The organism is Burkholderia sp. HI2761 (assembly GCF_002223355.1).
Classification (GTDB): domain Bacteria; phylum Pseudomonadota; class Gammaproteobacteria; order Burkholderiales; family Burkholderiaceae; genus Burkholderia.
Genome location: NZ_NKFN01000007.1, coordinates 457,765 through 470,501, shown reverse-complemented (window position 1 = coordinate 470,501; position 12,737 = coordinate 457,765). Strand labels below are relative to the sequence as shown.

At 66.0% G+C, this 12,737-nt stretch carries 7 protein-coding genes and 1 pseudogene; 4 read left to right on the top strand and 4 right to left on the bottom strand.

The genetic code is table 11. The features are described 5' to 3' along the window. Positions 1-114: 114 nt before the first annotated feature. Positions 115-315, top strand: a pseudogene (locus CFB46_RS19675) (GNAT family N-acetyltransferase); the annotation flags it as partial. A gap of 111 nt (positions 316-426) precedes the next feature. On the opposite strand, the gene CFB46_RS19670 reads toward CFB46_RS19675, so the two are convergent. The 3 genes from CFB46_RS19670 to CFB46_RS19660 form a co-directional block, all read right to left on the bottom strand. Then, positions 427-3,312 (bottom strand): beta-propeller fold lactonase family protein, encoded by a 2,886-nt coding sequence (locus tag CFB46_RS19670; protein WP_089500932.1) that lies wholly within the window; start codon positions 3,310-3,312, stop codon positions 427-429. Positions 3,313-3,582: 270 nt separating this feature from the next. Then, on the bottom strand, positions 3,583-5,517 hold the full coding sequence (locus CFB46_RS19665) for an SMP-30/gluconolactonase/LRE family protein (protein WP_089500931.1): 1,935 nt from the start codon (positions 5,515-5,517) through the stop codon (positions 3,583-3,585). Between the two features lie 452 nt (positions 5,518-5,969). Further along, positions 5,970-7,277, bottom strand: a complete 1,308-nt coding sequence (locus tag CFB46_RS19660; protein ID WP_089500930.1) for a dicarboxylate/amino acid:cation symporter — start codon at positions 7,275-7,277, stop codon at positions 5,970-5,972. A gap of 588 nt (positions 7,278-7,865) precedes the next feature. Here CFB46_RS19660 and CFB46_RS19655 point away from each other — a divergent pair. From CFB46_RS19655 to CFB46_RS19645, 3 genes are read left to right on the top strand one after another with little or no spacing between them, the layout of a single operon-like run. Beyond that, the gene (locus CFB46_RS19655) at positions 7,866-9,020 is read left to right on the top strand and encodes a glycosyltransferase (protein WP_089500929.1); all 1,155 of its coding nucleotides are present in this window, start codon (positions 7,866-7,868) and stop codon (positions 9,018-9,020) included. Beyond that, on the top strand, positions 9,017-9,577 hold the full coding sequence (locus CFB46_RS19650) for a hypothetical protein (protein ID WP_089500928.1): 561 nt from the start codon (positions 9,017-9,019) through the stop codon (positions 9,575-9,577). The genes CFB46_RS19655 and CFB46_RS19650 overlap by 4 nt, the downstream gene beginning before the upstream one ends. Before the next feature lie 31 nt (positions 9,578-9,608). Continuing rightward, on the top strand, positions 9,609-10,343 hold the full coding sequence (locus CFB46_RS19645) for a polysaccharide deacetylase family protein (protein ID WP_089500927.1): 735 nt from the start codon (positions 9,609-9,611) through the stop codon (positions 10,341-10,343). A gap of 168 nt (positions 10,344-10,511) precedes the next feature. Here CFB46_RS19645 and CFB46_RS19640 read toward each other — a convergent pair whose 3' ends face one another. Further along, complete coding sequence (locus CFB46_RS19640) at positions 10,512-12,596, bottom strand: hypothetical protein (protein ID WP_089500926.1); 2,085 nt, start codon at positions 12,594-12,596, stop codon at positions 10,512-10,514. Positions 12,597-12,737 lie beyond the last annotated feature (141 nt).

Genomic DNA, 12,737 nt, shown 5'->3' with positions numbered 1-12,737 from the left:
ATGAGAAACGCGGCAGGAGGCAGCCGCGCCCGTTCATCGGGCACGCCCGCGTAGCATCCGCGGGGGTCGCTGTCATTGTGCACGGAACCGCGTTCGTGCGTCGGGAGGTTCGGGATTCAGATCCTCCCGTCGCGGCAAGGGCACGGCATCGGCGAAGCCGTGCTGCGCGACCTGCCGGTCGAAGCCGCACGCGAGCACGTACCCGTATCGCTCGGCGTGCTGCACGGCAATCCCGCACGGCGGCTCTACGAACGGCACGGCTTCCGGCTTGCGGCGGAAACGGAACGCAGTGCGACGCTGATAGGGAGCGCATGACGTTGCGCGGCCCCGTCAGCGGTCGGCGATACCTGCGGTTGCCACCCGCGCCGCAAAAAACACGGGCCCTCCCGCCGGAAGGGCCCGCTTCCACATCGCCCGCTCGAACGATCAGTCGTCGTCGCGGCTCGCGACCTTCTGCGTCACACCGCGCAGCTTCGGATACGGCCGCGCGCCCATCATCCCCTTCCACAACACGCGGTTGAACTGATCCGCCGGTACCTCGTCGGCATCGTCGAAGTCGAACTTCGCCGTCACCTTCGCCCAGTACGCGGCGTCATGCGTCGGCGTGACGTCCGGGCCGGCCGCGTATCGCAGCGGGTTCTCGCCCGCCTCTTCGGCCACGCGCAGCCCGGTGCCCTTCAGCGCCGTCGACGCGACGGCCGTATAGCTCCACGATGCAGGGCCATGCACGTCGAACACGTCGGTCATCGGCCGCTGGTACGCGGTATTCAGGTTCATGTGCTGCGTGCCGAGCACGTCCTCGATGGTCCGCAGCGCATTGACCTGGCTGTAGCGCGTACGGATCACCGCGCCCTGCTTCACATACGGCCCGACGATGTACGCGGGCCCGCGGTGCGAATCCACGTGATCGGGACCATCCTGCACGTCGTCCTCGGTCACGACGATCAGCGTGTCGTTCGCATACGGGCTCTTCGCCACGGCCTCGACGAGCCGGCCGACGGCCAGGTCGTTGTCCGCCTGCTGCGTTTCCGGCGTATTCACGCCGGCGAACGCCGTGCCGAACGCGCCCATGTGATCGTGCGACAGGCGCACCAGCGACAGCGTCGGCAGGTTGCCGCTCGCGACGTACTGGTCGAACTCGCGTTTCCACTCGTTGAGACGCCACTGATCCGGATACGTCTGGTCGAAGCCGCGGAAGTACACGTCGGTCATCGGCGCGAGCCGCGGGTCGAGCGCGGCGGCCTGCACGACGCCGGCCGCGTGCGGATCGACGATCGGGTTCGCGGCCGTGCCGATGCTGCCGATGTTGTTCACCAGGAAGCCGTAGTTGCGGACGGTGCCGCCGCCGGCCAGCACCGCGTCGAAGATATAGCCGCGCTGGCGGCCGAACGGCGCATCGGACGACGCATGGTTGCCGGTGCCGGGCAGCAGGTTCGCCGCGCCGCCCGGCAGGGCCGCCGCCGCGTTGCTGTAGTTCGTCGTGCCGGCCGGGCCGGCCGCCGCGTCGCGCTGCTGAACCGTGTCCCAGTTGACCGGCACGCTGCGGTTGGTGCCTTCGCTCTCGTACGACAGGCCGCGATTGACCGCCGCGTAATTGATCTGCTGGGTGATCGTCTCCGTGTTGGTGACGCGCCCCTGCAGCGCCCACGACCAGCCGTCCATGCTGCCGTCGCCCGGGTTCATGAAATTGTCGAGCGTCACGAACTGGCTCGCGAGACGATGGAAGTTCGGCGTGATGTTGCGGCCGAACTGGGCCAGCCGCGGATCGCCGTCGGCGCCGTTGCCGATGTCGCCGAGCACCTGGTCGAACGTGCGGTTTTCCTTGACGACGTAGATCACGTGCTTGATGTGACGGCGCAAAAAGCCCATCACTTCGTTGTCGCGGTCGTTGTCTTCCGGACGATAGAAGTTGTTGCGCGCGGCCTGCTGCGTGAGCATCGGCAGTTCACGGGCCGCCGGCACCGGCGCGCTCACGAGCGACGCCCGCTCGAGCTGGAACTGGTATTCGTTCGATGCGCGCGACGCGGCTGCCTGCGCCGCTGTTGCGCCGAACAGGTGATCCGGGTTCGGGCCGGTCGTACTCTTGCCGTTCACGACGTACATCCACGTGCCGTCGGCACTGAACGTCACGTCGTGCGGCTCGAACGCGGTCGGGATCAAGCCCGTGACACGATACGCGCGCTCGCCGACGAGCGGAATGACGGCGATTTCGTTCGCGCCGGCGTTGGTCGCATACAGCGTGCGGCCGTCGCGCGACAGGGTCACCGCGTACGTTGCCGCGCCCGTATGTGCCTGGCCGTGCGCAAGCACGCCGGCCGGCGCGCGTGCATCGATCCGGTTCACGACCGCGTTGCTGTTGGTGTCGATCACCGCGACCTGGTCGGCGTTGTCCTCCGCGACGAACAGCATCGACTGCGACGCGTCGAGCGTCATGCCGAGTGCGTTGCCATCCAGCTTGATGCGTTTCACGAGGCGGCCATGCGACGGCGACGATACGTCGACCGCGACGATTTCACGATCGCGATCCGACGATACGTATGCGACGCCGTTGCCCTTCATGACGACCGCGAACGGGAACGTGCCGCCCGCATCGCCGCTGCGGCCTTCGTTGCCGGAGAAGAACGGGCGCAAGTCGTGCTCGTAGCGCACGCTGCCCGTCGCGGTATCGATCACGCTGATCGAATCGTTGTAGTTGTTCGCGACGACGAGCGTCTTGCCGTCGGCCGACAGCGCGAGCCCGGCTGCGTTCGGCTGCACGCGGATGCCGACGCCCTTGCCGCCGTGACCGAGCGCGATCGTGGTGGACAGCGCCCACGCGCCGCCGTGCTGCGCATACACGTAGACCGCATCGTCGCTGCCGCCGGTCGCATAGAGCGTGCTGCCGTCGTGCGAAAACACCAGGCCGACGAACGCGTTGGTCTGCTGGAGCACTTGCTTGAGCACCGGACGCGTCTTGTTCGCGCCCGCGACGTCATACAGGAAGATGAATTGCGTCGACGCGGCGGTATCGACCGAACCGTCCGGCTTGTACAGCGAGTTCTGGCCGGCCGTGATGATCGCCAGCGTCTTGCCGTCCGGGCTCAGTTGCGAGCGCACGGCCTCGCCCGCGACGAAATGCGGATAGGCCGGCAACCCGGGATTCAGGAACTGCTGGACCGCGCCGCGCACGGCCAGCGGCGTGACGTACTGGCCGCTCGGCACGCGGGCGGCATCGGCGGCGTTGAACCCGTCCGCGTATGCCTGCAATGCGAGCAGCACGGCCGACATGATGGCGCCGAGCCGGAGCGCGCGCTTGACCTGGACATTTCTCATAGGAATCCTCTGTACTAGTGGGGGCGAGTATCGTCTGACGTATCCGGCATGATCCTGGCGTCGTCTGGCCGTATCGCACGGCGGCGGGAGCCTGTGCCAATCGATCGAAATACGTTGCGTCGGCGAGCGCCGACGTGCCGGCATTACATCGCCGCCCAATGTCAAGCACGTGACCGGTTCCATTGCGGACCGGACAATTACACATCGTTACAGCGAAGGCGTTTCGATGACAGCCTTCGTACTGTCATCGCCGGGATCGACGCTTCCCCGTCACGGCGTCCACCGATACACGGTAATGCTGTTCCCCTTCACGTTGTTCTTCGTCACCACGTATTCGCCGTTCGTGCGCCGATACGCGCGCACGCTGTACATCGCATCGATCGCGCTGCTCGTATCCACGGTCGCCGGGCTCGCGTTGACGAGCGTCGTGTCGAGATTCCCGGTGTCGAGGTTGAACGCATCGATGTTCGGCCACAGCGGCCCGCTGCTGCTGAACCAGTAGCCGACGAACAGGTGGTTGCCGGCCGCGTCGATCGATTTCGCGCCGCTGTGCGGCAGCGTGATCACCGGATTCGGTTTCGTCGTGTTGCCCGCGAGCCAGCCGTGATACACCTCGATGCGCGTGCCGATCGACGTCCAGTCGTTGCTGCCGACGGCGCCCTGCGCGAGCACCATCGTGTCGCTGTCCGCGAGATAGACGATCCGCGTGAGCGGCTGGATGCTCGCCGGAATCGGCGTCGGCACGCCCGGCCCCCACGACGGCTTGCCGCTCGCGTCGAAACCGGTCAGCGGATAGTGATAAATGGCGCCGGTCTTGTCGAGGCCGGCCCATACGCCGCCCCGGCTGTCGAGGCTGAAGCCGGCCGACACGCGCCGCGTCGTGTTGAACGCGGCGCCCGGGATCGATCCATCCGGAATCGCGATGTAGCCGTTCGCCGCGTTGAAGTGATAGAAGTAGAAGACCGGCGGATTCTGGCCGGCCGCGACGAGGATCCGGTTCGCGCCGACCGACGTGAGCAACCCGAAATGTTCGTCGCGCTGCGTGTCGCTCATGTTGATGCGCGGGTCCGACGGATACGCGAACGGGTCGACGGTGTTCGCGACGAACTTGCCGCCCGCGCTGCCGCTGTAGACGTGCGTGCCGCCGTAGAACAGCGCGCCGTCCGTGACCGGGTCCGGCGCGGCGATGCCTTCGAAGTTCAGCGACTGCAGCGTCCAGCGCAGGTTGCCGCTGCTGCCGTACGCATGAATGTCGGTCGCGCCGTTGCGGCCGAGGTCCCAGCTCCCGCCCCACGGGTTGTTGAGCACATAGAGATTGCCGCCGGTGTCCTTGCCGATCCCGACGATGCGCGTGAAGCGTTGCGGGCCGACCTGTCCCTTGATGCCCGTCGTCGTGTCGAGATAGCCGCCGCGGACGCCGAACGTGCCGGCCAGCGCGGGCCGGCCCGATATCGAATAACGCTTGATGTTCTGGTCGGGGCCTTCGTCGCCCACCAGCAGTTGCCCGGCCGCCGCATCGACATACAGCGCCGACGGGTGCGAGCCGGCCGGCATCCGAATCGTATTCAGCAGCGCGCCGGACGGGCTGAAGCCGACGATCGAGCCCGCACTCTTCTGCGCGACCCACACGTTGCCTGCGCCGTCCACCGCGAGCTCGCCCGGCGCCGACACGCCGATGTCCCGCTGCCACACGCCATCGGTGGTGAACACGCGCACGCGATTGCCGTAGAAGTCGCTCGCATAGAGTAAAGAGCCGGCCGTCGCGAGCCCGGTGACGACGTCGATGCGCGGCTGGTTGGTCGCCGCCGTGACCTGGATGAGTTTGTCGCGGTAATGGGTCGCGCGGCTGTAGCGCCCGACCGCGCCGCTGCCGTATCCGCTGCCGGGCTGCAGCGCGACGAACAGCGACGTCGCGTTGCCCGTGATCGCGCTGCCCTGGAACTCGGAATGCGTGCCGATCGAGCCGACGCTCTTGCCGTTCTGGTAGATCGCGACGCCGCCCTCATATTCGTCCCACATCGACGCCGTGTAGATCACACCTTCGGGCGCGACCCACATCGAACGCGCGACGTTACCGACGTGGGCGGCGAGCGTGCCGTAGGTATTGGCGATCCAGTCGGTGGTATTGCCCGCGTATCCGGCCGGCGCGATCGTAGCAATCGCGGCGGCGAGCAGCACGGCCTGAATCGGTTGTCGGGCGACCATGGCGGATGCTCTCCTGAATGGTGGCGTCATTCACATGAAGGGGCGGCCGGATGGTTTGAAAATCGGTCACGCGTAAATACTTCCGCTGAATCATCCGGCCCGGTCGGTATTACATCGGGCGCGCATTCGATACTTGGCCACGCCGAGCATAACTTCATATAAATCGAAAAAAATTGCGGACCGGCCGCGCACGCGCGTGTCTCCGAAGCAGTGAATGTTCACTTACGGCACGATTCGATATCAGGAAAACCATGCTTTTAGCGTTCGGGAATAACGCCGCTGATTCGGGTGCGACGTATCGATAGGGCAAAGGCGGAGATAACGGAGAGTTGATTCGGCGAATCGGGTAAATCGCCGGATGCGGTCAGGGGAATGACCAGCGGAGCGTATCGCGCCGGCCAGAATTCATGTCGAATCCCGGCCGGGTTACATCATTTACCAGGACGAGGACATCACGCGGACGTCGCCGTCTCCCGCACTTCCACCTGCTTGATCCCGGCGTCGCCATCCGAATCCGCGTCGTCGCGCGGGTCGCCGAGCTGCCCTTCCCACTTCGCGACCACGGCCGCCGCGATCGAGTTGCCGACGGCGTTGGTGGCCGAGCGCCCCATGTCGAGGAACATGTCGACGCCCATGATCAGCAGCAACCCGGCTTCGGGCAGGTTGAACTGGTTGAGCGTCGCCGCGATCACGACCAGCGACGCGCGCGGCACGCCCGCCATCCCCTTCGACGTCACCATCAGCATCAGCAGCATCGTGATCTGCGTGCCGAGCGGCAGATGGATGCCGTACACCTGCGCGATGAACAGCACCGCGAACGTGCAGTACATCATCGAGCCGTCGAGGTTGAACGAATAGCCGATCGGCAGCACGAAGCTCGAGATCTTGCGGTTCACGCCGAAGCGGTCGAGCGCGTCCAGCAGCTTCGGATACGCGGCCTCGGAGCTGGCCGTCGCGAACGACAGCAGGAACGGCTCGCGAATCAGCCGGATCAGCGTGAACGCGCGCTTGCCGAGGAACGTCACGCCGGCCAGCGTCAGCACGGCCCACAGCAGCGCGAGCGCCAGATAGAAGCTCGCCATGAACTTCGCGAACGTGAGCAGGATGCCGAGCCCTTCGGTCGTGATCGTCGACGCCAGCGCCGCGAACACCGCGACCGGCGCGAACCCCATCACGGCGCCCGTCACCTTCAGCATGACCTGTGCGAGATCGTCGATCACGGCGGTCAGGCGCTTGCCCGCTTCGCCCAGCGCCGACAGCGCGGTGCCGAAGAAGATCGAGAACACCACGATCTGCAGGATTTCGTTGTTCGCCATCGCCTCGGCGATCGACTTCGGCACCAGATGCACCACGAAGTCCTTCAGCGTGAATGCGCCCGTCTTCAGGTTGAGCGCCGCATCGGCGGCCGGCAACGGCAGGCTCAGGTGGCTGCCCGGCTGCAGGAGCGTCGCGGTCAGCAGACCGAGCAGCAGCGACGTGAACGACGCGATGAAGAACCAGCCGAACGCCTTCACGCCCACGCGACCCACCGCGCCGCCGTCGCCCATCTGCGCGATGCCGACGGTCAGCGTCGCGAATACCAGCGGCGCGATGATCATCTTGATCAGGCGCAGGAACACGTCGGACAGCAGCGACACGTAACCGGCGACCTCCTTCGCCATCTTCGGGTCGGGAAACGCGCTATGGCAGGCGTACCCCACGGCGATACCAAAAATCATCGCGACAACGATGTACTTGGTAATGTTGTGCTTCTTTTTCATTAGTGATCCAAATTACAAAGCATGTGTTGCCAACGGCTGGCCAATCATTCGCGTCCGGCTGCGAATCGAAACCCGTGTCGCCATGCGGGCGACCTGTCCGCTTCGGCGGTCGCCAGGGCGGACAGGGGGGCATTCTAACGCAAATGGTGCGCCGGCTTACAAATCTGAAAGCGACATCGGTTGATTTGCGTCCTGGTGTCGCCGCGAAGGGGCTGTGTCGCAGTCCGGCCTGTTCCCCGCGCGGCCGGATACCGGGGAATTTCGCGTTGCAGGTAAGAGACCAGTCGGGATCAAATCCGGTTCCGCCGTACCGGTCACGATCGCGGGAGATCGTCACGCACGAGGCGACACGATCCAGTGATCGCGACACATTCGCACAAAGATGCGCAGACCTCGACACTACGGCACGTAACCGGTCTGTAATATTTGGAAATGATTCGCGCTGACGCCATGTCTTGACGGCAACTCGCAATCTCGAGCCGGAAACGCGGCACCGCGTTCGCGTCATTGCTTCCCTTCCATCAGGTCGAGTCCTTCACTTCATCAGTATTCCTTTGAAATGAAGGACGGAGAAAAAGCGGCATCGTGATGAACATTCTGTACACCAACTTCCACGGCGATTATGGCGGCGGCCAGGACACCTACGTTCGCGATCTGGCCGTCGCGATGAGCCGCCATCATCGAGTGACCGTGGCGTCGCCGCAAGGGAGCCGCCTGTCGCGACTGCTGCAGGACAGCCCCGGCGTGGGCATCTTCGACATGGAATTCAAGCCGCGCTGGAACCGGCTGTGCCGGGAGATCCTGCGGCTGCGTCAGCGGATCGTCACCGAGCGCTTCGACGTGATCCACGTGAACGGGTCCGCCGATCACCGGCAGGTGATGCTGGCGCTGCTCGGGTGCCGGCATCGGCCCGCGGTCGTGCTGACCAAGCACAACACCTATCGCGCCGACAGCTTCGGCAACCAGTTGCGCGCCCGGCTGGCCACCGACCATACGATCGCGGTCAGCGACTACGTCGCGAGCATGCTCGCGCTGCGCTCGCCGTACGGAAACGTCACGGTGGTCAAGCACGGCGTGCGCCGGCCGGCTGCCGAACGACTTGCGGGCGACGAGATCCGCCGCCGCAAGATCGCGCTGTTCGGAGCGGCCGGCGCGGATGCGATCGTGCTCGGCAGCAGCGCCGGCACCGCGCCGGAAAAAGGCTGGATGGACCTGATCGCGGCGCTCGGCCGCCTGCCCGAAACCGAGCGCGAGCGGTTTCGCGTGCTGCTGGTCGGCGCGCAGCCGTCCGGCGAGCAGCGCGAGCAGCTCGTGCGGCACGGCATGGCATCACGCACCGCGTTCACCGGACGGCTCGACGATGTGCGGGCACCGTTCTCGATCATCGACGTGTCGTTCGTGCTGTCGTACCACGAGAGCCTGTCGTATGCGTGCCGCGAAGCGATGTCGCTCGGCTGTCCCGCGATCGTCACACGGGTAGGCGGCCTGCCCGAGAACGTCGAGCCCGGCGTGGACGGCTGGGTCGTCCCGCCGCGCGAGCCCGCGGCGATCGAAGCGATCCTGCGCACGATCGTGAGGGAACCCGGCTGCGTCCGTGCGATGGGACGCAGCGCGCGATTGAAAGGCAAGCGCGAATTCTCGTTCGACGCGTTCGTCGACGCGACCTTGTCCGTCTATCAGAAATCGGTTCGACATAACCCCTCCCGCTGGGTGACCGCCTTGAGACCCACTAAATGGCAATGAATATCTGGAAGAAGTATTGGGACCTGCGCACGCAGGAATGTCCGTGCGACGTGCACTTCGTCGAATGGCTGGAATCCGTGCGCCTCAAGGGCATCCGCATCTATCACTTCGGCACCGGCGGCCACCACCATGTCGGTGTCGAATGCGCGCGGCCGCACCTGAACAACGCCGTCTTCGGCGTGACGGCGTCGCCGAAGGAATATAAGTCGTATTTCGATCTCGTCACGCGCCAGCCCGAGGTGAGCAAGACCTACCTCGCGTATTTCGGCGATATCTACACGAGCAATTCGGGCCTGCTGCCGACGTTCGACGCCGTCACGCTGTTTGATCTATGCGAGTTCCGCGACGAAGCGAACAGCCGCTACGGCGCGAAGACCGATGAAGCGGTGCTCGACCTGTTCGCGCGCCATACCGCGCCCAACGGTCACCTGCTGCTCTACAAGGGATCGTCGGCCTACCGGAAGGCCGAGCCGATCATCGCGCAGTGGGCCGCGCATGCCGATTTCGCCGAAGTCGGCGACTTCAAGACCCTGCGGATTTTCCGCAAGGCCGCGTAATTCCGCTTTTCTGCTTTCCCGCGATCCGCCGATGCTTGCGCGCACTTCACGCTATCCGATCCTGATGTATCACCAGATCCGCCCGCTGCCACCGCCGACCGACCGGCTGCGCGGCCTGAGCGTCGCGCCCGACGCATTCCGCCGCCAGATGACGCTGTTCAAGCGGCTCGGCTACCGCGGCCTGAGCGTGCGCGAACTGCAGCCGTACCTGCGAGGGGAGCGGCGGGGCAAGGTCTTCGGCATTTCGTTCGACGACGGCTTTCTCAACGTGCTGACGCATGCGATGCCCGTGCTGGACGCGCTCGGGTTCACCGCGACCTGCTACTTCGTCGCCGGCCGGTTCGGCGGCGCGAACGACTGGGACGCGGGCGCCCCGACCGCGCGCTCGCCGCTGATGACGTGCGAGGACATGCTCGCGTGGCGCGATCACGGCCATGAAATCGGCTCGCATACGCTCGATCACGTGGCGCTGTCGTATGTGCCAGCGCCCGTATCGGACTTTCAATTGACCGAATCGAAGCGGCAACTCGAAATGCTCAGTGGCCAGCGCGTCGAATCGTTCTGCTATCCATACGGTGATCTCGACGCTCGCGTGCGCGACCAGGTCATCGCGGCCGGGTACGGCAATGCGACGACGACCCGGCGCGGATGTGCCGGTGCGGCCGACGATCCGTTTCTGCTGCCGCGGGTTCCGGTGGCGGGCGGAGTCGGGGCGGTGAGGCTGTGGGTCAAGTGTTTGAAGGGGTGGGTTGGGGGGCGCGGGTAGCATGCGTCGGAGCACGACTCATCCGCCAACGTCTCGATGCCCGTCCCTGCCAAGCGTGCGCAAGGACGGGCGTCGCCGTCACGCCAAGCCGGCGAGCCGGAAAGCGCCGACGGGATGGCGAAGTCCCGCCGGCCGCGTGTTCGCCGGACGCATCGGCCCGGCTGTCCGTTACCGGTCGTACTCGAAGGACTCGGTGAAGAACGTATCGCTCGAATCCGACCAGTTCAGGCTCACGAACGAGAAATCCGTGCTGCCTGCCCAGCCGGCCACCGACGGGAACGCGACGCCCTGATCGCCCGGCACGTTGAGCGTCACCGCCGCCCCCGGCTGGACCGGCGACGCCGATGCAACACCGTTGACGAACGTCGCCACGGTCTGCCCAGCCGCGGTTGCGCGAATCTGCACGTTGCCGCGCTTGACGAACGGCAACCCCGCTTTCGACGTCCAGCCCAGCGGGAAGGTCGCGCCGCCCGCGAACGTGCCGGCGGATCCCGGCGTCAGCTTGTCGCGCGTGGACTGCGCGAGATCGTGCCACGCGTACTGACGCAGCGCGTCGGGTGACGGCGACGGCATACGCACCCGCACCGTGTAGTGCCTGGCCGGCGCCGACGTGTTGCCGTGCTGGTAGACGTCGATCGTATAGGCGCCGAACGGCTTGATGTCGGCCAGCTCGGCGGCGCTCAGTTGCGGCTTCGCCCACGCGGTATTGTTGCGCGGCGCGTCGCCGGGCCACGTGAACAGGCCCTGGTTGGCCGGGTCCTGCGCGACGCCGGCCAGACGGAAGTTGTTGCGGCACTGCGCACTCTTCGCCAGGGCGGCGAGCTGCGCCGGCGTCTGCCCGCTTGCGATCTGCGCACGGATGTTCAGCGTGTCGCAGGTGCCGCTCGACGGCTGAAGAAACACGCCGTTGCGCAAGCCGGGACCGTTGACGATCGCGAAGTCCACCGCCGTGCCGGCCGCGTCGACGGTACCCACCTGCAGGTTGAGCGAATCGACGAACGCGTTGGTCCCCGTCGACGGATTGGCCGGATTCAGCCAATCCCACTTCTGCGCATTCGCGTTGATCTTGCTCAGTACCGCGCGCTGATTGCCGATCACGCGCCACCCGGTATCGCCATTCGCGAGACTGCTCGCCCGCACCGCGAGCTGGACATGCTGCTGCATGCCGTCGCGAATGCCGTCGCTGCGCGTCCACGCGAGCTTGACCCACATCGTGTCGCTGGCGACGACGCGGATGACTTCCGGCAAGCTGAAGCTGGCGTTGTTCATCGCGTCGTCGGCCGCGATGCCCGGCGCGCCGCCGGCGACCGCACCGAACTCCTGGCCGACCGACATCCCGTTGTTGAGATACGTGGCGGGCACGCCGGCATTCAGCGCGCCGGACGCGACATCGTCGACGAAGATCTGGCCGCATGCCGATACGTTGCCGCCCGTGCGCGCAGCGCCGGTCGAACCGGCGAAACACTGGTTGAGCGTGCGCTGCAATGCCGCCAGATCGCTGGCGCTCGGCAGGTTCGACACCACCGCGCCATTGATCGTCGCGGCGGCCGGAAGGCTGGCCTTGTCGCTCGCCTGCGGCGCGACGCCGGGCGCGAGCTGAAGCTGCACCGGCGTATCGCTGGAGGCGCCCGCCACCGAGCTGATCTGCACGCCGCCATCCGGCAGGACGTTGATCTTCACCTGGTCGAGCAATCGGTCGAGCCCCGGCGCACCCGCGGTCAACGGGCCGGAAATCAGGTCGATGCCCGTGTTGCCGGTAGCGGCCAGCAGGTCGGCCAGCGCCGACGAATAGGCCTGCATCGTGCCGGCGACCGCCTGGGCCGTCACCTTGCTTTGGAGCAAACCGGTGTCGGCCAGCAGCTTCGCCGGATTGTCGCCGATGATCGTGGCGGCGATCGCGTTCGTGATCGGCGTGATGTTGATCGTCTGCGTGCCGGCCGTGGCGCTGAGCGCGATCAGCGTGGCCTGCGAATCGGCGACGTTGCCGAATGCGGACAACGCAAATGGCGCGCTCAGGCCGGTCACCGCGCAATGAAACGCGCCGGTTGACGCATCGGCCGGGCAGTCGACCGTCTTGCCGGTCGCATCGACCAGTTTCACGGTGGCGGCCTGCATCGCAGCGCCGGCGGCCGCGACCCCGCTGACCGTCTGAGCCGCAGGTTCGCCCGGCGGCGGCGACGACGAACTGCCGCCCCCCCCGCAAGCCGACAGGACGAGCGCTGCAATACCGGATACGACAGGCGTGAGTTTCATTGCGTTTCCCCCGACATCCTTCTGGTTGATGCGTGTCATATGCACTGCTCATGCACGCTGGACGGCGAGGATTCTCGCAAAGACGATTTTTGCGATCATCATTCAGGTGGATGAAAATCGGGAAATAACACCGCGTGAAAT

What these genes read in the sequence shown, in the direction of transcription:
- CFB46_RS19650 (WP_089500928.1), top strand. Translation starts at nt 9,017, where the DNA reads ATGAATATCTGGAAGAAGTATTGGGACCTGCGCACGCAGGAATGTCCG.
- CFB46_RS19660 (WP_089500930.1), bottom strand. Translation starts at nt 7,277, where the DNA reads ATGAAAAAGAAGCACAACATTACCAAGTACATCGTTGTCGCGATGATT.
- CFB46_RS19640 (WP_089500926.1), bottom strand. Translation starts at nt 12,596, where the DNA reads ATGAAACTCACGCCTGTCGTATCCGGTATTGCAGCGCTCGTCCTGTCG.
- CFB46_RS19665 (WP_089500931.1), bottom strand. Translation starts at nt 5,517, where the DNA reads ATGGTCGCCCGACAACCGATTCAGGCCGTGCTGCTCGCCGCCGCGATT.
- CFB46_RS19670 (WP_089500932.1), bottom strand. Translation starts at nt 3,312, where the DNA reads ATGAGAAATGTCCAGGTCAAGCGCGCGCTCCGGCTCGGCGCCATCATG.
- CFB46_RS19645 (WP_089500927.1), top strand. Translation starts at nt 9,609, where the DNA reads ATGCTTGCGCGCACTTCACGCTATCCGATCCTGATGTATCACCAGATC.
- CFB46_RS19655 (WP_089500929.1), top strand. Translation starts at nt 7,866, where the DNA reads ATGAACATTCTGTACACCAACTTCCACGGCGATTATGGCGGCGGCCAG.